Origin of the sequence: Photobacterium sanctipauli (assembly GCF_003026495.1) — a bacterium.
GTDB lineage: Bacteria > Pseudomonadota > Gammaproteobacteria > Enterobacterales > Vibrionaceae > Photobacterium > Photobacterium sanctipauli.
Window position 1 is genome coordinate 96,113 of record NZ_PYMA01000007.1, and the last position, 18,357, is coordinate 114,469.

At 52.9% G+C, this 18,357-nt stretch carries 19 protein-coding genes; 15 read left to right on the forward strand and 4 right to left on the reverse strand.

Annotation, left to right across the window (positions count from 1 at the left end; genetic code table 11):
* Nucleotides 1–115 precede the first annotated feature (115 nt).
* From cytR to rraA, 6 genes are all read left to right on the forward strand, one after another.
* Nucleotides 116–1,120, forward strand: a complete 1,005-nt coding sequence (cytR, locus tag C9I98_RS12840; protein WP_036819932.1) for a DNA-binding transcriptional regulator CytR — start codon at nucleotides 116–118, stop codon at nucleotides 1,118–1,120.
* A 159-nt stretch (nucleotides 1,121–1,279) separates the two neighbouring features.
* Nucleotides 1,280–1,861: an SPOR domain-containing protein gene (locus tag C9I98_RS12845; protein ID WP_036819931.1), complete on the forward strand. Its 582-nt coding sequence runs from the start codon at nucleotides 1,280–1,282 to the stop codon at nucleotides 1,859–1,861.
* A gap of 143 nt (nucleotides 1,862–2,004) precedes the next feature.
* Nucleotides 2,005–2,532, forward strand: a complete 528-nt coding sequence (gene hslV, locus C9I98_RS12850) for an ATP-dependent protease subunit HslV (protein ID WP_036819929.1) — start codon at nucleotides 2,005–2,007, stop codon at nucleotides 2,530–2,532.
* Between the two features lie 9 nt (nucleotides 2,533–2,541).
* Nucleotides 2,542–3,873, forward strand: coding sequence for an ATP-dependent protease ATPase subunit HslU (gene hslU, locus C9I98_RS12855; RefSeq protein WP_036819927.1), 1,332 nt, complete (start codon nucleotides 2,542–2,544; stop codon nucleotides 3,871–3,873).
* Nucleotides 3,874–4,028: 155 nt separating this feature from the next.
* The gene (locus tag C9I98_RS12860) at nucleotides 4,029–4,940 is read left to right on the forward strand and encodes a 1,4-dihydroxy-2-naphthoate polyprenyltransferase (RefSeq protein WP_036819925.1); all 912 of its coding nucleotides are present in this window, start codon (nucleotides 4,029–4,031) and stop codon (nucleotides 4,938–4,940) included.
* Between the two features lie 139 nt (nucleotides 4,941–5,079).
* Nucleotides 5,080–5,565, forward strand: a complete 486-nt coding sequence (rraA, locus tag C9I98_RS12865; protein ID WP_036819923.1) for a ribonuclease E activity regulator RraA — start codon at nucleotides 5,080–5,082, stop codon at nucleotides 5,563–5,565.
* A 104-nt stretch (nucleotides 5,566–5,669) separates the two neighbouring features.
* On the opposite strand, the gene zapB is transcribed toward rraA, so the two are convergent.
* Nucleotides 5,670–5,912 carry a cell division protein ZapB gene (gene zapB / locus C9I98_RS12870; protein ID WP_036819921.1) on the reverse strand — a complete coding sequence of 81 codons (243 nt, stop codon included), beginning with the start codon at nucleotides 5,910–5,912 and terminating at the stop codon, nucleotides 5,670–5,672.
* A gap of 689 nt (nucleotides 5,913–6,601) precedes the next feature.
* Here zapB and C9I98_RS12880 point away from each other — a divergent pair.
* The 6 genes from C9I98_RS12880 (at nucleotide 6,602) to C9I98_RS12905 (ending at nucleotide 12,322) form a co-directional block, all read left to right on the forward strand.
* Nucleotides 6,602–7,453, forward strand: coding sequence for an MIP/aquaporin family protein (locus C9I98_RS12880; protein ID WP_036822377.1), 852 nt, complete (start codon nucleotides 6,602–6,604; stop codon nucleotides 7,451–7,453).
* A 60-nt stretch (nucleotides 7,454–7,513) separates the two neighbouring features.
* Nucleotides 7,514–9,028 (forward strand): glycerol kinase GlpK, encoded by a 1,515-nt coding sequence (glpK, locus tag C9I98_RS12885; protein ID WP_036822375.1) that lies wholly within the window; start codon nucleotides 7,514–7,516, stop codon nucleotides 9,026–9,028.
* A gap of 189 nt (nucleotides 9,029–9,217) precedes the next feature.
* Nucleotides 9,218–10,225, forward strand: coding sequence for a class II fructose-bisphosphatase (glpX, locus tag C9I98_RS12890; RefSeq protein WP_107272054.1), 1,008 nt, complete (start codon nucleotides 9,218–9,220; stop codon nucleotides 10,223–10,225).
* A 161-nt stretch (nucleotides 10,226–10,386) separates the two neighbouring features.
* On the forward strand, nucleotides 10,387–11,004 hold the full coding sequence (locus C9I98_RS12895) for a helix-turn-helix transcriptional regulator (protein WP_107272055.1): 618 nt from the start codon (nucleotides 10,387–10,389) through the stop codon (nucleotides 11,002–11,004).
* 13 nt (nucleotides 11,005–11,017) lie between these two features.
* The gene (locus C9I98_RS12900; protein ID WP_107272056.1) at nucleotides 11,018–11,761 is read left to right on the forward strand and encodes a ferredoxin--NADP reductase; all 744 of its coding nucleotides are present in this window, start codon (nucleotides 11,018–11,020) and stop codon (nucleotides 11,759–11,761) included.
* 216 nt (nucleotides 11,762–11,977) lie between these two features.
* The gene (locus C9I98_RS12905; protein ID WP_036829235.1) at nucleotides 11,978–12,322 is read left to right on the forward strand and encodes a DUF3135 domain-containing protein; all 345 of its coding nucleotides are present in this window, start codon (nucleotides 11,978–11,980) and stop codon (nucleotides 12,320–12,322) included.
* Here the strand turns inward: C9I98_RS12905 and C9I98_RS12910 are convergent.
* On the reverse strand, nucleotides 12,306–12,653 hold the full coding sequence (locus tag C9I98_RS12910; RefSeq protein WP_036829238.1) for a 5-carboxymethyl-2-hydroxymuconate Delta-isomerase: 348 nt from the start codon (nucleotides 12,651–12,653) through the stop codon (nucleotides 12,306–12,308). The genes C9I98_RS12905 and C9I98_RS12910 overlap by 17 nt on opposite strands.
* A gap of 401 nt (nucleotides 12,654–13,054) precedes the next feature.
* Between C9I98_RS12910 and tpiA the strand changes: the two genes are divergently transcribed.
* Entirely contained in the window at nucleotides 13,055–13,825 is a 771-nt protein-coding gene (gene tpiA, locus C9I98_RS12915) for a triose-phosphate isomerase (protein ID WP_036828623.1), read from the forward strand.
* A 128-nt stretch (nucleotides 13,826–13,953) separates the two neighbouring features.
* On the opposite strand, the gene pfkA is transcribed toward tpiA, so the two are convergent.
* Nucleotides 13,954–14,916, reverse strand: coding sequence for a 6-phosphofructokinase (gene pfkA / locus C9I98_RS12920; protein ID WP_036827848.1), 963 nt, complete (start codon nucleotides 14,914–14,916; stop codon nucleotides 13,954–13,956).
* Between the two features lie 565 nt (nucleotides 14,917–15,481).
* A complete protein-coding gene (locus C9I98_RS12925; RefSeq protein WP_036825116.1) occupies nucleotides 15,482–15,973 on the reverse strand; it encodes a CpxP family protein in 492 nt (163 codons plus the stop codon).
* 206 nt (nucleotides 15,974–16,179) lie between these two features.
* Between C9I98_RS12925 and C9I98_RS12930 the strand changes: the two genes are divergently transcribed.
* A complete protein-coding gene (locus tag C9I98_RS12930; RefSeq protein WP_036825113.1) occupies nucleotides 16,180–16,872 on the forward strand; it encodes a response regulator in 693 nt (230 codons plus the stop codon).
* Entirely contained in the window at nucleotides 16,872–18,242 is a 1,371-nt protein-coding gene (gene cpxA, locus C9I98_RS12935; RefSeq protein ID WP_036825111.1) for an envelope stress sensor histidine kinase CpxA, read from the forward strand. The genes C9I98_RS12930 and cpxA overlap by 1 nt, the downstream gene beginning before the upstream one ends.
* Nucleotides 18,243–18,357: the final 115 nt, after the last annotated feature.

Consider the following 18,357-nt stretch of genomic DNA (forward strand, 5'->3'; position numbering starts at 1 on the left):
TAATCCTGTGCAGACAGCCTACAATAACAGGCTCGCTGGTACAGGTGTCTGCCCGATTTGGCCATGATCCTCCAGCGGTCAAAGAGAGAAATATAAATAGAGAGGAACTGCAATTATGGCGACAATGAAGGATGTTGCCCAGCTTGCCGGTGTGTCGACGGCCACGGTTTCCCGTGCCCTGATGAACCCGGAAAAAGTGTCAGCGTCAACTCGTAAAAAGGTTGAACAGGCTGTCATGGATGCTGGCTATTCACCCAACTCACTGGCTAGGAATCTCCGTCGCAACGAATCAAAAACCATCGTCACTATCGTGCCTGATATCTGTGATCCTTACTTTACAGAAATCATCCGCGGTATTGAGGAAGCAGCCATGGAGCATGGCTACCTGGTCTTGCTTGGCGATAGCGGGCAACAAAAGAGCCGCGAAAACTCTTTCGTCAACTTGGTTTTCACCAAGCAAGCCGACGGCATGCTACTGCTCGGTACCGACCTGCCCTTTGATGTCAGCAAGCCAGAGCAAAAAAACCTACCGCCTATGGTCATGGCCTGCGAGTTCGCCCCAGAGCTTGAGCTGCCAACCGTCCACATCGATAACCTGACCGCGGCCTTTGAAGCAGTGAACTACCTGGCGCAAATGGGCCACAAGCGCATCGCCCAAATCGCCGGTCCGGATACCGCGGCACTGTGCCAGTTCCGCTCGCAAGGCTACCAGCAAGCTTTGCGCCGAGCGGGGGTTGAGCTAAACCCGGCTTACACGGTTAAAGGTGACTTTAGTTTCGCCGCGGGCGCCCGTGCGGTCACTGCATTGCTTTCGCTGCCTGAGCCGCCAACGGCACTGCTTTGCCACAACGACGTCATGGCTATCGGTGCCATGCAACAGGCCAAGCGCCTTGGTTTCAAGGTACCGCAAGACTTGTCGATTGTCGGCTTCGATGACATCCAGTTTGCCGAGTACTGCGATCCACCGCTAACCACGGTATCCCAGCCGCGCTACGAAATTGGCCGCCAGTCAATGATGATGCTGCTTGATATGCTGAAGGGTAAAGAGATCTCGTCAGGTTCGCGCCTGCTCGATGCCAAGTTGGTGATCCGCGAAAGTGCGGCGCCACCAGCAAACTAACCCCCCAAGCGACTGATGAGCTTATGTTTTGGGCATAAGCTCACAAAAACCATGTTATTCCCTGTAAGTATCTGCGCTCACTGTGCACACAACACTGGTCAGTTCAGGGGCAAGTTTGTAACATAGTGCCATTGTTCTTCCCAACGACCGATCATCACCGTGGCAACCAAAGATTATGTAAAGCGCGGCCGCTCGCCGAAAAAAACAACGCGTAACAGTCGCAAAGCACCACCTTCAGCGGGTTTTCCATTCAAATGGGCAACCATTGCCGTGATTTTGGTCGCTAGCCTCGGCTATGGTCTTTACTACCTCTCGACGACGCCAGCACCGGCCCAACCAGAGCCCGAGCCCGTTAAAACCGCACCGAAACCGGTTGCAAAACCTCAGCCTAAGCCAAAAGCCGAACCTAAGCCGCTGCCGCCAAAGCCAGAGGAAAAGTGGCGCTATATCGAAGAGCTGGAAAACAAAGAAGTGCAGGTGGAAGCCAAGAAAGAGCAAGCACCAACCCGCCCTTACCTAATGCAATGCGGCGCCTACCGCAGCGAGAGCCAGGCGGAAGAGCGCAAGGCCATGATCGCCTTCCAGGGCATGACCAGCCAAATCAAGGTCAGCCAAGGCGAGAAAGGCAAGTGGTACCGCGTCGTGCTTGGCCCCTACCAGCAAAAACGCAAAGCAGAAAGCGATCGCAACCAGTTGCGCCGAGCCGGTATCGAGCCTTGTGCCATCTGGTTCTGGGAGTAATCGCCAGACCAGCCTGAATATACCCGAAAAGGATGCGCCCGCATCCTTTTCTTGTTTCTGCCCTTGAAAGTCCCGGCCACGACCCCCAAGTATTAGATAGACCGACACCGGCATGAGCCGGAAAGACACAAAGAGGTAAAACCGTGACAACTATCGTATCTGTTCGTCGTAACGGTAAAGTCGTTATCGCAGGTGATGGCCAAGTATCGCTAGGCAACACCGTAATGAAAGGTAACGCTCGCAAAGTGCGCCGTTTATACAACAACAAAGTTCTAGCAGGCTTTGCTGGCGGCACTGCTGACGCCTTCACCCTATTCGAACGTTTCGAGCGCAAGCTGGAAATGCATCAGGGCCACTTGCTGAAATCAGCAGTCGAGCTGGCCAAAGACTGGCGTACCGACCGTATGCTACGCAAACTGGAAGCCCTATTGGCCGTGGCCGATGAAACCGGCTCTTTGATCATTACCGGTAACGGTGATGTGGTTCAGCCTGAAAACGACCTGATCGCCATTGGCTCAGGCGGTAACTTTGCCCAAGCAGCGGCCACCGCCCTGCTGGAAAACACCGATCTGGACGCCCGTGAGATCGCAGAAAAATCGTTGAAGATTGCAGGCGACATCTGTGTATTCACCAACCACCACCACACCATTGAAGAGCTAGACGCAAAATAAGGAACCGCCATGTCTGAGATGACGCCACGCGAAATCGTTCATGAGCTTGACCGCCATATTATCGGCCAAGACAAAGCCAAACGCGCCGTTGCTATTGCCTTGCGTAACCGCTGGCGCCGCATGCAGCTGCCTGAGGAGCTGCGTGTTGAAGTAACGCCAAAAAATATCCTGATGATCGGCCCAACCGGTGTGGGTAAAACCGAAATTGCCCGCCGCCTGGCCAAGCTGGCCAACGCGCCGTTCATCAAAGTGGAAGCCACCAAGTTCACCGAAGTGGGCTATGTCGGTAAGGAAGTCGAGACGATTATCCGCGACCTAACCGATGTTGCCGTGAAGATGACCCACCAGCAGGCCATGGAGAAAGTCCGTTTCCGCGCCGAAGAGCTGGCAGAGGATCGTATTCTGGATATCCTGCTGCCACCGGCACGCGATGCTTGGGGCCAAAACGAAGAAGCCGACAACAACTCATCGGCTCGCCAGTCGTTCCGCAAGAAGCTGCGCGAAGGCAAGCTGGATGACAAAGAAGTCGAGATTGAAATCGCGGCACCGCAAATGGGTGTGGAAATCATGGCCCCTCCGGGTATGGAAGACATGACCAACCAGCTTCAGGGCATGTTCCAAAACCTGGCGGGGAACACTACCAAAAAGCGCAAGATGAAGATCAAGGACGCGATGAAGGCGGCAACCGAAGAGGAAGCAGCCAAGCTGGTTAACCAGGAAGAGCTAAAAGAACAGGCAATCTTCGCGGTTGAGAATAACGGTATCGTCTTCCTTGATGAAATCGACAAGATCTGTAAGCGCGGCGAGTCGTCGGGCCCGGATGTATCTCGCGAAGGTGTCCAGCGCGATTTGCTACCACTGGTTGAAGGCAGCACGGTCTCGACCAAGCACGGCATGGTGAAAACCGACCACATCCTGTTTGTTGCCTCTGGTGCCTTCCAGGTGGCGAAGCCGTCGGATCTGATCCCTGAGCTTCAGGGCCGCCTGCCAATCCGTGTTGAGTTGGAAGCACTAACCAGCAACGACTTCAAGCGTATCCTAACCGAGCCAAATGCCTCACTGACCGAGCAGTACAAGGCGCTGATGGCGACCGAGTCGGTGGATATCGAATTTGACGAAAGCGGTATCAACAAACTGGCCGACGCGGCATGGCAAGTGAACGAGACTACCGAGAATATTGGTGCCCGCCGCCTGCACACGGTGATGGAGCGCTTGATGGAAGAGCTGTCTTTCGATGCCACCGAGAAATCCGGTGATAAGATCATCATTGACGAAAACTATGTGACCACCCGCTTGGGCGAACTGGTCGAAGACGAAGATCTGAGCCGCTTCATCCTATAAGCAAGGTAGCAGTTTCTACCAACCAACAGCCAAACGGTGCCTTTGTGGCGCCGTTTTTTTGTTCTCAAACAAACATTATGGCGATAAAGTTGCCCAATAATTCAGTTCAGCCATAATAGCCCATAAATTGAGTCCACTCGCTAAAGACCGACATTATGAAATCATCTTCTCTCGCAATTTGGCTAGACGCAGCACGTCCTAAAACTCTGCCGTTAGCCATCGCCTCAATTGTTTGTGGCAGTGCAGTAGCAGGATGGCAAGGAAGTTTCTCTGCATTGGTTGCGGGCCTAGCCCTGCTAACCGCTCTTTTACTACAAATTTTATCCAACTTGGCCAATGACTACGGGGATGCAGTCAAGGGCACGGATAACGATCAGCGCCTCGGGCCGCAGCGTGCCATCCAGTCTGGGCTGGTCACGCCGGCAGCCATGCGAAAGGCCATGATCCTCAACATCGTGCTCACGGCAGTCAGTGGCCTTAGCCTGATCTTCCTGGCCACCGACAACCTGCAAGACATGTTCGGTTTCATGCTGCTCGGCTTGATGGCCATAACCGCATCGATTGCCTATACCGTGGGCAACAAGCCGTACGGCTACCGTGGCTTGGGAGATTTGTCGGTGCTGATGTTCTTCGGCTGGCTTGGTGTCGCAGGTACCTACTACCTGCAGGCGGGCCAAATCGACTCGATTATTATGCTGCCGGCCACCGCCTGTGGCTTGCTGGCAGTAGGTGTATTGAACATTAACAACCTGCGCGATATCGACAACGACCGCGCCTGCGGCAAGCTGACACTGGCGGTCCGCATGGGACCGGAGTGGGGTCGCAAGTACCACCTATTCCTGTTAGCAGGCAGCGTGGTTTGCCTGGCTTTGTTTGCCCTGCTAGAGCTGCATTCGCCGTTTGGTTGGCTGTTTATCCTCAGCGCGCCGTTGCTATTTAAGCATGGCAAGCAAGTGATGCAATCGGCAGATGGCGCGGCGCTACGCCCGATGATGGCGACCATGGTTAAATGCGCCCTGCTTACCAACTTGCTTTTTGCCGCTGGCGTCGTACTGGCAGCCGCTTAGTGCAAGGGCTGTGCTTCAACGCATTTTACTTGTGTGAAGCGCAGCTAACTGATTATACTTTCAACAAGTTAAGCCAAGAATCGTCCTACCGGGCGCTGGCTGTCACCCCTTTTCAATTGCCACAAGAAGAAACGCGCTTATGGAATACAATACGTCCGAACTATGCGACATCTACCTCGACAAGGTCGACGTGGTCGAACCTATGTTCAGTTCTTATGGCGGCCGTAGCTCATTTGGCGGCCAAGTCACCACCATCAAATGCTTCGAGGACAGCGGGGTCATCCGCTCGGTGCTGGAAGAAAACGGCGCAGGCCGGGTGCTGCTTATTGACGGCGGGGGATCGTTGCGCCGGGCACTGGTTGATGCCGACCTTGCCCAGCTTGCTGCCAACAATGAGTGGGAAGGGTTAATCATTTATGGCTGTGTCCGCCATGTCGATGATCTCGACGAGTTGGAAGTGGGTATCCATGCTATGGCTTCCATTCCTGTCGGCGCCGATGAGCAAGGTATTGGTGAAGTGGACGTTGCAGTCAACTTCGGCGGGGTGACCTTCCTGCCGGAAGATCATATCTATGCCGACAACACCGGGGTGATCCTATCGCCGGAGCCGCTAGATATCGAATAGGCTAATGCCTACCGACAGTTACAGATAAAAAAACAGAGCCGGCCGGCTCTGTTTTTTTGTGTTCGGTAAGGGCTAGGGCACTCGCCACCGCCCGCAAGCAACACTTACTCTACGTGTTCCATTTTACCTAGCAGCGCACGAACGCGCTCTTGCCATGCAGCGTGGTCGTTGCGTAGCTTGTGGTTGTCCTGCTCTAGTGCTTCGCGACCCGAACGCAGTTCCTGTGCTTCGCTTGCCAGGCTATCGTTTTTTTCTTTTAGTTCTTCAATTTCCATCTGTAGCAGAGAAATTGTATCAACAGCCATTTGTACTTTGGCTTCCAGCTTTTCCAACATTTCTAATGACATATTGTTCACCTGTTCTCAGCCTATCTGATTGCCCTAACCATTAAGGCAATTTCCCACAGGCATGTTTACGATTCTATGCCACCTATTCTAACGACCCTATCGCGGTCTGACACCCACAAAAATCCCGCTTTGTGGCAAATGAGTAAAATTCACCCAATTCTGATAGTTTTTTTGCTTTCTGCCTTTCACCCAGCTCGCACCGGCAGAGGCAGCCCCCTTCATACCCGCCCGCTTCGTTGCCACCACCGCCCAATTGAGCAAGATCCAACCAAGCGGGATAAATGCCCTGCTACCTCGGGGGCAAATGCGTAAAATTGCGATCAAACTCTATTTTAATGCAGCGGCGGCATGCTAATTTTCATTTTGATCGTATCTCTCTTGGATTTATCCAAGAACTTGCCCATCTGGCACATCCGACCTTTTTAGGTCGGATTTTTTATTCATATACAACACCTTACATATAAATCCTTTCAAAAATCTTCTATTGAGCAATTTCTGTTCCATTTGCAACAGTTGCTTCGGCGATCTTAGCAACCGTTTGCGCGAACGCTCAAACAATGAAAAGAAATTATGCTCGAACGCACACTTTTCACCCAGTTTCATTTCTTTTGTTTGTAGTTAGAGTAAATTACCTAGCCATAAAAAATAGAAAGTAATACCCCTACGACATTAAACAAAAGGACTGAACAATGACTACGCAAAAACAGCATACGTTGCTCGGCGAGTGTATCGCTGAGTTTATCGGCACCGGGCTGCTGATTTTCTTCGGGGTCGGCTGTGTGGCCGCCCTCGTACTGACTGGCGCCGAATTCGGCCAGTGGGAAGTTAGCATCATGTGGGGCCTGGGTGTCGCCATTGCGATCTACTGCACCGCCGGCGTATCCGGCGCCCATATCAACCCAGCCGTCACCATTGCCCTTGCCCTTTTTCACGGCTTCGATAAACGAAAAGTCCTGCCGTACATCGCCGCGCAGCTGCTCGGGGCCTTCTGTACCGCCGCCTTGATCTATGGCTTGTACAGCAACCTGTTCAGCGACTATGAAGCTGCCAATGGTATTGTTCGTGGTAGCGAGGCAAGCCTTGCCACAGCCGGGATCTTCTCGACCTACCCGCATGCAGCCCTGTCGTTTGTTGGCGCATTCGCAGTGGAATTCGTGATCACGGCGGTACTGATGTTTGCCATTCTTGCCATTGGCGACGAAAAGAACGGTGCCCCACGCGGTGCAATGGGGCCATTGCTTATCGGTATCCTGATTGCGGTGATTGGTGGTTCACTGGGGCCGCTAACCGGCTTTGCCATGAACCCGGCCCGTGATTTCGGTCCTAAATTCTTTGCATTCCTTGCCGGTTGGGGTGACATGGCCCTGACAGGCGGTAAAGACATTCCGTATATGATTGTCCCTATCTTAGCGCCAATCATGGGGGCAGCATTTGGTGGCTGGCTATACCCGAAAGCCGTCGGTGCCTACCTGCCTGGCAATAAATGTACACTGCCGAACCAGTGCGAAGACACTGATGAAAGCGCAGCGGCTAACGCCTAAGACTTAAGAAAAGAATACCTCTCTACTACCCTTATATAATGACAATTAGAGGAAACCGTCATGACTACAGAGCAAAAATACATTGTCGCACTTGATCAGGGTACCACCAGCTCACGTGCCGTTGTGCTTGACCACAACGCCAACATTGTGTGCTCGTCACAACGCGAATTCACCCAAATCTATCCGAAAGCGGGATGGGTTGAGCATGATCCTCTCGAAATTTATGCAACGCAAAGCTCTACCTTGGTTGAGGCGCTGGCAAAAGCCGGGATCAGCTCAGACCAAGTGGCTGCCATCGGTATTACCAACCAACGAGAAACCACCATTGTGTGGAATAAAAATACCGGCAAGCCTGTTTACAACGCCATTGTATGGCAGTGCCGCCGTACGGCTGATACCTGTGAAGATCTCAAGGCCCAGGGCCTGGAAGAGTATATCCGCGAGAACACCGGCTTGGTGGTTGACCCTTATTTCTCGGGTACCAAAATCAAGTGGATCCTGGATAACGTAGAAGGCGCACGCGAGGAAGCAGAAGCCGGCAACCTGCTGTTCGGTACGGTGGATACCTGGATGATTTGGAAGATGACCCAGGGCCGCGTTCACGTAACTGACTACACCAATGCCTCGCGTACCATGGTATTCAACATCAATACCCTGGAATGGGACGAGAAGCTGCTGAAAGCTCTGGATATCCCGCTCTCGATGATGCCGGAAGTGAAGTCTTCATCAGAAGTTTACGGCCAAACCAACATCGGTGGTAAGGGCGGTACCCGTATCCCAATCGCCGGTATCGCGGGCGACCAGCAAGCCGCGCTATTTGGCCAAATGTGTGTGGAAGCCGGCCAGGCGAAAAACACCTATGGCACGGGCTGCTTCCTGCTAATGAACACCGGCAAGGATAAAGTCACCTCGCACAACGGCCTGCTCACCACCCTAGCTTGTGGCCCGAAAGGCGAAGTGGCCTATGCATTGGAGGGCGCGGTATTTATGGGCGGCGCTTCTATCCAGTGGCTACGCGATGAGGTGAAGTTGCTTGATGATGCCAAAGACTCAGAATACTTTGCCGAAAAAGTCGGTAGTGCCAATGGCGTTTACGTCGTACCTGCCTTTACCGGACTGGGTGCACCATACTGGGACCCGTATGCCCGTGGCGCGATTGTCGGCTTGACCCGTGGCGTTAACTCCAACCACATCATTCGTGCGACGCTGGAAAGTGTTGCCTACCAGACCCGCGATGTATTGGATGCAATGCAGGCTGACTCCAACATCAACCTGGCTTCACTGCGCGTGGATGGCGGTGCGGTTGCCAACAACTTCTTGATGCAGTTCCAATCAGATCTGCTGGACACCGAAGTACACCGTCCGGTCGTGACTGAGGTAACGGCACTGGGCTCGGGCTACCTTGCCGGCTTGGCGGTAGGCTTCTGGGGCAGCATTGATGAGCTGAAAAACAAGGCAGAGATCGACCGTAAGTTCCTACCTTGTTCAGATGACGACAAGCGTAACCGCCGCTACCGCGGTTGGAAGCGTGCCGTCGAGTGCGCCAAAGGCTGGGCGGCTGAAGACGACATCTAACATCCCCCCTAGCGAGTAACACCAAAGGCCTGCACATGCAGGCCTTTTTCATGCCTGATCCTTCGATACCAGCACGAATTTGCCCCTTTTCACAGAAGATTTTTGTTTTAGCGCAAACGTTTCACTGAGAGCTGTGGTAGAATCGCCGCCAGAATTTACACCCCACTGATTTCTACTTCTGGAGTTACCATGAAACGCGATTTGGCGATGGCATTTTCCCGTGTCACTGAAGGTGCAGCACTTGCAGGCTACAAATGGCTTGGCCGCGGCGACAAGATTGCAGCTGACAACGCAGCTGTTGAAGTTATGCGCACCCTACTAAACCAAACCGAGATCGAAGGTGAAATTGTTATCGGTGAAGGTGAAATCGATGAAGCGCCAATGCTTTACATCGGTGAGCAAGTCGGTACCGGCGGCGACGCGGTAGATATTGCGGTTGACCCAATCGAAGGTACCCGCATGACGGCCATGGGTCAGAACAATGCACTGGCAGTACTGGCAGCTGGCGAGAAAGGCTCATTCCTAAAAGCCCCTGACATGTACATGGAAAAATTGGTTGTTGGCCCTGCGGCCAAGGGCGCGATTGACCTTGCCAAGCCGCTGGCTGAAAACCTTGAGAACATCGCAGCCGCGCTGGGCAAAACCTTGGATACCCTGGTTGTTACCACGCTGGCCAAGCCTCGCCACGATGCCATCATCGCTGAAATGCAGGCAATGGGCGTGCGCGTATTCGCTTTCCCTGACGGTGACGTGGCCGCTTCTATCCTAACTTGTATGCCAGACAGCGAAGTGGACGTGATGTACTGCATCGGCGGCGCACCTGAAGGTGTGGTGTCGGCAGCGGCCATTCGCGCGCTAGGCGGTGACATGCACGGCCGCCTGCTTCCTCGTCACGAAGTCAAAGGCGATACCCCAGAAAACCGCGAGCACGGCGAAAGCGAAATTGCCCGCTGTAAAGAAATGGGCATCGAGACCAACATGGTGCTTCGCATGGAAGACATGGCGCAAAGCGACAACGTTATCTTCGCCGGTACGGGTATCACCAAGGGCGATCTGCTTGACGGTATCAGCCGCCAGGGCGATATCGCGACCACCGAGACCCTGCTGATCCGTGGTAAGTGCCGCACTATCCGCCGTATCAAGTCGACCCACTACCTCGCGCGTAAGGACGACGCCATTAAGGGCCACATCCTTTAATACCGGCTGGTCGAAAAACCTTCCAAGGCGCACTTCCTAGTGCGCCTTTTGTTTATCTGCTCTTTCCCCGCTCCCCCGCAGCAGTTAAAGACTTTGTAAAGTTGTTGCTTTATTTAGCAGGCTGGCTACATAATTAACTAACGGAGTAGATAGCGGCTGATATGAAAACAATAGATAAAATCCTATATCACATGAAGCGGGAAGGTCCCGTGACCGCCAAGGTGCTTGCCGAGGAATTCAAGCTCACCACCATGGGGGTGCGCCAGCACCTGCAAGGCTTGGAGGAGGAAGGCCTGGTTGACTTCGAGGATGTCAAAGTCAAGGTGGGGCGCCCGACCCGCCACTGGCAATTGACCCGTAAAGGGCATGGCCGCTTCACCGACCGCCATGGCGATCTTATTATTCAAATGCTTGATTCTGTCGAGGAGTTGTTTGGCGCTGACGGGCTTAGCCAAGTCGTCGAAAGGCGGGAGAATCAAACCTTTGAACAATACCAATCGCAGCTGGGCTCGGCGTCAGATATCGAAGAAAAACTGCAAATACTGGCTAAACTAAGGGAACAGGAAGGCTATATGGTAGAGCTCCATCAAGATGGCGATGCCTTCATCTTGATCGAGAACCACTGCCCAATTTGCCATGCCGCTAAACGTTGCCCTTCACTTTGCCAATCTGAGTTATCGGTTTTCCAGCGCTTGCTGGGTGACAATTATCAGGTCGAGAGAAATGAACACATTATCGCCGGAGAGAGGCGCTGCGCTTATCGAATAATAAAATCATAACGAGGAGATAACTATGGCTGACTGGATCCCTGCTGAGGTGATTACCAACCGTCATTGGAACAATGATTTATTTAGTCTTGTGCTCAAAGCCAATATCGAGCCCTTCAAGGCCGGCCAGTTTACCAAGCTGGGACTGGAGATAGACGGCAAAATGGTCCAGCGTGCCTACTCCTTCGTTAACCCCCCGGGCGATGGCAATATCGAGATATACGCCACCCGCGTTGCCGACGGGTTGCTATCCCCCCGCCTCCACTCCCTTGAGCAAGGCGACACCGTCTATGTCTCTGCCCGGGCCAACGGCTATTTTACCCTAGACGAAGTCCCTGAAGGCGAGCACTTATGGCTGCTTGCCACGGGAACCGCCATTGGGCCCTACCTGTCGCTGCTAAGGGAAAAAGCAGTATGGCAGCGGTTTCGCAAGGTCATCCTGATCCACGCGGTACGCTTCTCGGCCGATCTGAGCTACCAGGGGGAAATCAACACCCTCAAGGAAAACTACCCAGAGCAATTGATTGTCCAACCCTTTGTCAGCCGCGAGCCCGCGGTACTGTCACTGCCGGGCAGGATCCCCCAGGCCATTGAAGACGGTATGCTTGAGCGCCGCGTCGGGCTGCCGCTGGTGCCAGAGAAAAGCCAAATCATGATTTGCGGCAACCCTGAGATGGTCAAGGAAACCAAGGCCGTACTCGAAGCAAAAGGCTTTACCAAGAACCTTCGCCGCAAGCCGGGGCAAATCACTGTCGAGCATTATTGGTAACCAAGCCCGCTCCCCCGCCCCATCCAAACCCTCTGCCTGGCCGCTATGCATAGCGGCCATTTATTGTCTGATACCCTGTCTCACTCCTGAGCCACTTTTGCTGCAACGCAGTGACTAAATTTAGTGCATAACCACTCAATAACTTTACCAATCGCCAAAGGTGACATTCGACTTCATTACCTTTCGAAGTCATGCCGTAGCAATGTGGAGTGCCGTATGCAGACCCTACCCTCTTTTGACGAGCTAAAAGCAATGGCTGAAAACGCCCCTGAAGAGCTGGAGGCATTGCGCCTCTCGATGAGCGAGGAAATCATAAACAATGCCAGCGAAGCCATGCAGCCTCGCTTGCGGGCGCAAATGAGCCATATCAACCAAGTGATCGCAACAGGCAAGAACCCCAACCACACCAACATCCTGCTGATGTCGGAGTTGCAGCAACAGCTCAAGCGCTTTGCCCTGGCGCTCAATGCCCCCGAAACCCTCAAGGCGCATTGCGCCGAGATAAAACCCTTTACCCGTCCGAACCCGCCGGGCGATAGCTCGGCTAGCAGCAAACCTTAAGGAAACACTCGGTATCCATATCGCGAATATCGATAGTCAAGCTGTTGATGGTCGAGGCATGCTGCTCAAGGATAACCATCAACTCGCGGGCTAGCTCCCGCTTCTGCTCGGCACTGCGACCAGATAGCATAGTAAGCTCTATATGAATAAAACTATGCAGATCCCCTTCGTCACCCACCAGCCAGTTGTGGCAAGGGTAACTGCGGGATTTCACCGAATCGGCTTCAAATAGCCCGCACCCCAACAATACTTGGTGCAAGTCTTCCAGTAGGCCAGGGATACTGACGCGCTCGGCAACCGGGTCGGCATATTCCATAACTAAATTTGGCACAACATCCTCCGTGAAGTGGCTGCGGTGCTTTGCCAACACCAAAAAGCAGGTTCTCGGCAGTAAAACCAACCACAGCAGAACTTTATTTTAATTCCCGCCCACATTAACGGATCCATTGCTGACAAGCCAAACAAACAGGCTATATTTCAACCATTGATCACTCTCTTTGTTGTTTGGGGCAATGCCGGTATTTCCAGCAAGCTGAAAAATATTTCCTCACAACGGTTCACTTTTTGCGGCGAAAAGGGTACAACCGAGCACAGAAATGATTTCGGACAGTAAAATAAATACATAAGCTGTTATATATTTACAGCTATACCCAATAGCCTAGTCATTTGGCATTAGATCACTAGACTATTCGGTATTGACCTTTTTACATCAAATTGATTTGGAGAAAAGCTATGCGCCATCCTGTGGTTATGGGTAACTGGAAGCTAAACGGTAGCAAGGAAATGGTATCTAACCTACTTAAGGGCCTAGATGCTGAACTTAAAGGCCTAGAAGGCGTTGACGTAGCCGTTGCTCCACCAGCTATGTATCTTGACCTAGCAGAGCAGCTAATCAACAAAGCAGAAAGCAAAATCATCCTTGGTGCACAGAACGTTGACGTTAACGCGAGCGGTGCATTCACAGGCGACATCTCGCCAGAAATGCTGAAAGACTTCGGCGCTAGCCACATCATCATCGGCCACTCTGAGCGTCGTGAATACCACAACGAGTCAGACGAGTTCGTTGCTAAGAAATTTGCTTTCCTAAAAGAGCACGGCCTAACACCTGTACTATGTATCGGTGAGTCTGAAGCTCAGAACGAAGCTGGCGAAACAGTTGCAGTTTGTGCTCGTCAAATCGACGCTGTGATCAACACTCAGGGTGTTGAGGCGCTAAACGGTGCAATCATCGCTTACGAACCAATCTGGGCTATCGGTACTGGTAAAGCGGCAACAGCTGAAGATGCACAGCGCATCCACGCAGCAATCCGCGCTCACATCGCTGACAAGAGCGAAGAAGTCGCTAAGAACGTTGTGATCCAGTACGGCGGTTCTGTTAAGCCAGACAACGCTGCAGCATACTTCGCACAGCCTGACATCGACGGCGCACTAGTTGGTGGCGCAGCGCTAGACGCAGCAAGCTTTGCAGCTATCGCGAAAGCCGCGGCTGAAGCAAAGAAATAATCAACACCTACGTTGATGTGAAAAAGCTACCCTAGGGTAGCTTTTTTATTGCCTACCGCTTTCGCCCAGGCAAGGCTTCAGGCATAAAAAAAACCGGCCTAGGCCGGTTTTTTTGCTAACAAGGCTGATTAGAACAGCTTGTCTGCCAGCGCGTACAGATCTTTGCGAACTGGGCGCTTCATGTTTTCGATAGCATCGATGATGTCGTGGTGAACCATCTTCTCGTTCTGGATACCCACGCAACGACCGCCGTGACCTTCCATAAGAAGCTCAACCGAGTATGCACCCATGCGAGACGCCAGGATACGGTCGAATGCCGTTGGCTGACCACCACGCTGGATGTGGCCAAGCACAGTGGCACGTGTTTCGCGGCCAGTTTCATCTTCGATGTACTTCGCCAGCTCGTTCGCGTCGGTCATTAGCTCGGTTAGGGCAATGATCGCGTGCTTCTTACCTTTGTAGATCCCTTCTTTGATCTTCGCCAGTAGCTCTTCTTTGTTCAAGCCAGTCTCTGGTGTGATGATGTACTCACAACCACCTGCAATCGCTGACATCAGTGTTAGATCGCCACAGTGGCGGCCCATCACTTCAACGATAGAAATACGCTGGTGCGAAGAAGACGTGTCACGTAGACGGTCAATCGCGTCGATAACCGTGTTCAGTGCCGTTAGGTAACCAATGGTGTAATCAGTACCCGCAACGTCGTTGTCGATTGTGCCTGGCAGACCGATACATGGGTAGCCCATCTCAGTCAGCTTCTTCGCACCCATGTACGAACCATCACCACCGATAACAACCAATGCGTCAATGCCGTGGATCTTCAGGTTTTCAATCGCCTGAGCACGTACTTTCTCATCTTTGAATTCAGGAAAACGTGCAGAACCCAAGAACGTACCGCCCTTGTTGATCACGTCTGATACGCTTGAGCGCGTCAGTTTTTCGATACGGTTCTGGTGCAGGCCCTGATAGCCGTCGTAAACACCGTATACTTCCAGGCCTTCAGACAATGCTGCACGAACAACACCGCGAACTGCCGCGTTCATACCAGGTGCGTCACCACCACTGGTCAATACACCAATCTTCTTAATCATGGTTACCCTCTGACTTTGGGAAATGAAAATTCAAATCCGGCACGAGTTGCCAAGGTTCCCCCTCTCGGCATCACAAACTGTGAAAAGTTTATGCTCGTGTAAACTGTAACTTTCCTACTAATGTAGGAGTATTACAATTTTGATAAAAAATTTTGTTGATTCATATCACGATAGCCTCCGACTTCTCTCACACACCGCTTAGATGCGTGGGGAGGCCCGTTGATCACAACGAAACAGTGAATGCTCTGATTGATAAACCACTTGGGTAAGACACACGGGTTTGCCCATCATCTACCACAAGTATACAACCTGAGATCAGAGCCACCAGTTGTGCGCTGGGAGGGGTGATAACCGCTGGTGATTGTGCATTCATCCATGATAATCACACCTGATAAAACAGCACAGGCTGGTCAATACCCCGCAGTATAGCTGTTTTACAACGAAAATTAATAACAAAAAAAATGCAAAGCCATGAATTTTTGTAAACGCTTAACACCACTTTATCGAAAAAAACCGCCACAATCGTGGCGGTTTTTAACCTTGTTAGGCAACAGAGGTTACCCGCTTAGTTCGCGCGGCGTTCTTCCATGCGGCTCTGGCACTTCTCGGCACGCTCTGCCTGCAGCTCCTGGTACTTGGTTTTCTGCTCAGGCGTTAGGATATTCATCATTTCGTGGCGCTTTTCCATCATCGCAACGCGGCGTTCCACCTGCTGCTCACTCATTTGCTCAGCCAAGGCGCGAACCGCTGCCTCGTCGAAGTCTTCTGCTAGCATCAGGGCTTGCATCTGCTGGTGCTGCGCTTGCATCGCGGCATGCTTGTCAGCCATATCGCCGCGCATCTCATCACGGTTAGCCTGGCGCAGCTCCTTCATCTGCTCTTTCTGCTCCGCAGTTAAATCAAGCTGGCGGAAGATTTTGTGGCCGTCTTTCATTCCACACTGGTGATGCCCTTTACCACCATGGTGCTTGCCGCCACCATAAGCCAACGCTGAAGCCGAACCAAGGGCAAGAGGAAGGGCGATGGCTACTGCTAGGGTCTTCTTAAATGTTGTCATGGTATTCGTCTCCAATGTTTCACTTATTTGTATGGGGAAGTGCTGGTTCGCATTCCGTCATCGGGTATGGATATAGAATACGCCTTGCAAGGTAAAGCGCTGTCTGGATAACGTAAAATTGCGTAAAGCCAGATGGCTTTTACTTGGCTCCCTGTTTGACTTTAGGGATACTTAAATCACCCGCTCTATGAATAAAGGTAACAGCCATGGCGAAGATCCTGCTAGTTGATGACGATACTGAACTGACTTCATTGCTCACCGATATCCTCGAAATGGAAGGGTTTGACGTAGTCGAAGCCAATAATGGCGAGCAAGGCTTGGCGCAGGTCAACGACAGCGTTGATCTGATCTTGCTTGATGTCATGATGCCGGTCATGAACGGCACCGAAATGCTACGCCGCCTACGGGAGAAACATGCCACACCGGTACTGATGTTGACCGCCAAGGGGGAAGAGATCGACCGTGTGCTCGGGCTTGAGCTGGGTGCCGACGACTACCTGCCAAAACCCTTTAGCGACCGTGAACTACTGGCCAGAATGCGTGCCATTTTACGCCGCACCCAATCATCAGGCCCAACGACGAAATCCGGCCAAGATGATCTCACCTACCAGGGGATCACCATATACCCAGGCCGCCAGGAAGTGCTCTGCAAAGGAGAGCCTATCGACATGACGGGCACCGAACTAGCACTGCTTAGCTACTTTATCCAAAACCCCGGCAAAATCATCGCCAAGGACGAGCTTAGCCTAGAAGTACTCGGCAAGCGCCTCGCCCCGTTTGATCGCGCCATCGACATGCACGTCTCTAACCTGCGCAAAAAGCTGCCCGCGCGCGAAGACGGCAAGGCATGGATCAAAACCTTGCGTGGCAAGGGCTACCTACTGGTCGAGGATGCCTAATGCGATTGCCTCGCTTTTCCAGCCTCTATAGCCGTATCTTTGCGGTTTTCTGGTTAACACTGCTTATTGTGGTGCTAACCCTATTGCTATTGCCCAACCTGGATCCGCGGGCGCAGCACACCATTCCCGAACCGCAGCTTAAGCGGTTTGAGGCATCGGCGCAGAGTATCTCGCAGCAAATTTCACGCAGTTACGGCTCGCTGGAGAAAAAGCTCAAGCGCTTTACCAACAAGGATCGCCATAAGCGGTTCCAGCTTTATTTCACCACCCTCGAGGGCGATATCATCACCCCGCGGGGGCACAACAAAGCCCTGCGCAATTTCATCACCATGGCAGATAGCCCTGACGATCCCAAGCAGAAGCTTTACGGTCGCTGGATGATGGCCGGGCCATTTGCCGTCGAGCACGAAAACACCCAGGTACTGATGTATGTCGGCCGGCTATGGCGCGAGCCCCCGCCGTTCTTCATCCAAATTCTCGACAAGCCATTCCAGCTGCTATTGGTCACCATGCTGGTCAGCACCCCGCTGCTGTTATGGTTGGCTTGGGCCATCACCATTCCTGCCCGCCGCTTGCAACAGGCATCCGAGCGTGTTGCCAAGGGGCAATTTGAGGCGGATCCTAAGCTCGAGTCCGGCCCGCGCGAGTTCAAGCAAGCCGGTGCCAGCTTCAACCAAATGGTCGGGGCAATTAACCAAATGATTGGCGGCCAGCAGCGGCTGCTCTCGGATATTTCCCACGAGCTTCGCTCACCACTCACCCGCTTGCGCATGGCAACCGCCCTTGCCCAGCGCAAGCAAGGCGATAGCAAGGAGCTCGACCGCATCGACACCGAAGCTGAGCGGTTGGAAAAAATGATTGGTGAACTGCTGGAGCTTTCGAGAATGCAGGTGAACAGCCATGAACACCGCGAGCTCGCCGATGCCAATACCCTATGGTACGACATGCTGGAAGACGCCCGCTTCGAAGCCGAGCAAAGGGGCAAGAGCATGAGCTACACACCGTTGCAAGACTGGCCGATCCGCGGCAACCCCAATTTGCTGATCAGTGCATTGGAGAACGTGATCCGCAATGCCATCAAGTATGGCGACGACACCATCGCGGTCCAGTTCCACCAAGATCAAGAGGACGGGGAGTGGCTGGAAATATCGGTGGAAGACAATGGCGAAGGGGTACCAGACGGTGAGCTCGAGGACATCTTCCGCCCATTCTACCGGGTATCAACGGCGCGGGACCGAAGCAGCGGCGGCACCGGCCTAGGCTTGGCCATCACCGAAAGTGCCATCCGCCAGCATAGCGGTACTATCAAGGCGAGCCGCAGTTCGCTTGGCGGCTTGCAAATTACCATTCGCCTACCGCTGGCCCGCTAAACAGGTCGCCTCACCCCACCCAAACGGTGAGCCAGTCGGTTCACCGTTTTTTCATGGCCAATTTTGGTTACAATGGCGGTCATAGACTTTTAACCGCCCAACCCAATAGCGAGCG

Bases quoted from the DNA above. Each gene is read 5' to 3' on its own strand.
- C9I98_RS12900 (WP_107272056.1), top strand. From the start codon at position 11,018: ATGGCTGACTGGATCCCTGCTGAGGTGATTACCAACCGTCATTGGAAC.
- glpX (WP_107272054.1), top strand. From the start codon at position 9,218: ATGAAACGCGATTTGGCGATGGCATTTTCCCGTGTCACTGAAGGTGCA.
- C9I98_RS12905 (WP_036829235.1), top strand. From the start codon at position 11,978: ATGCAGACCCTACCCTCTTTTGACGAGCTAAAAGCAATGGCTGAAAAC.
- pfkA (WP_036827848.1), bottom strand. From the start codon at position 14,916: ATGATTAAGAAGATTGGTGTATTGACCAGTGGTGGTGACGCACCTGGT.
- C9I98_RS12895 (WP_107272055.1), top strand. From the start codon at position 10,387: ATGAAAACAATAGATAAAATCCTATATCACATGAAGCGGGAAGGTCCC.
- tpiA (WP_036828623.1), top strand. From the start codon at position 13,055: ATGCGCCATCCTGTGGTTATGGGTAACTGGAAGCTAAACGGTAGCAAG.
- C9I98_RS12925 (WP_036825116.1), bottom strand. From the start codon at position 15,973: ATGACAACATTTAAGAAGACCCTAGCAGTAGCCATCGCCCTTCCTCTT.
- hslU (WP_036819927.1), top strand. From the start codon at position 2,542: ATGTCTGAGATGACGCCACGCGAAATCGTTCATGAGCTTGACCGCCAT.
- C9I98_RS12930 (WP_036825113.1), top strand. From the start codon at position 16,180: ATGGCGAAGATCCTGCTAGTTGATGACGATACTGAACTGACTTCATTG.
- glpK (WP_036822375.1), top strand. From the start codon at position 7,514: ATGACTACAGAGCAAAAATACATTGTCGCACTTGATCAGGGTACCACC.
- C9I98_RS12860 (WP_036819925.1), top strand. From the start codon at position 4,029: ATGAAATCATCTTCTCTCGCAATTTGGCTAGACGCAGCACGTCCTAAA.
- cpxA (WP_036825111.1), top strand. From the start codon at position 16,872: ATGCGATTGCCTCGCTTTTCCAGCCTCTATAGCCGTATCTTTGCGGTT.
- zapB (WP_036819921.1), bottom strand. From the start codon at position 5,912: ATGTCATTAGAAATGTTGGAAAAGCTGGAAGCCAAAGTACAAATGGCT.
- rraA (WP_036819923.1), top strand. From the start codon at position 5,080: ATGGAATACAATACGTCCGAACTATGCGACATCTACCTCGACAAGGTC.
- C9I98_RS12880 (WP_036822377.1), top strand. From the start codon at position 6,602: ATGACTACGCAAAAACAGCATACGTTGCTCGGCGAGTGTATCGCTGAG.
- cytR (WP_036819932.1), top strand. From the start codon at position 116: ATGGCGACAATGAAGGATGTTGCCCAGCTTGCCGGTGTGTCGACGGCC.